Annotated in this window: 1 rRNA gene; it reads right to left on the bottom strand. The window is 53.8% G+C overall.

Annotated features, from left to right (window positions below):
- Positions 1-465, bottom strand: a 16S ribosomal RNA gene (locus tag OO306_RS28160); the annotation flags it as partial.

Below are 465 nucleotides of genomic sequence, written 5' to 3'. Positions count from 1 at the left end.
TGGACTACGGGGGTATCTAATCCTGTTTGCTCCCCACGCTTTCGCACCTGAGCGTCAGTGTTGTGCCAGGGGGCCGCCTTCGCCACTGGTATTCCTCCAAATCTCTACGCATTTCACCGCTACACTTGGAATTCTACCCCCCTCTCACACACTCTAGTTTCCCAGTTTCAAATGCAATTCCCAGGTTGAGCCCGGGGCTTTCACATCTGACTTAAGAAACCGCCTACGTGCGCTTTACGCCCAGTAATTCCGATTAACGCTTGCACCCTCTGTATTACCGCGGCTGCTGGCACAGAGTTAGCCGGTGCTTCTTCTGCGAGTAACGTCAAAGATGAGTACTATTAACACTCACCCCTTCCTCCTCGCTGAAAGTGCTTTACAACCCGAAGGCCTTCTTCACACACGCGGCATGGCTGGATCAGGCTTGCGCCCATTGTCCAATATTCCCCACTGCTGCCCCCGTAG

It is taken from the genome of Pseudomonas sp. DCB_AW (assembly GCF_026240895.1).
Lineage (GTDB): Bacteria > Pseudomonadota > Gammaproteobacteria > Pseudomonadales > Pseudomonadaceae > Aquipseudomonas > Aquipseudomonas kermanshahensis.
The sequence above is the reverse complement of the archived record's forward strand: the minus strand, read 5'-3'. Positions and strand labels throughout refer to the sequence as shown.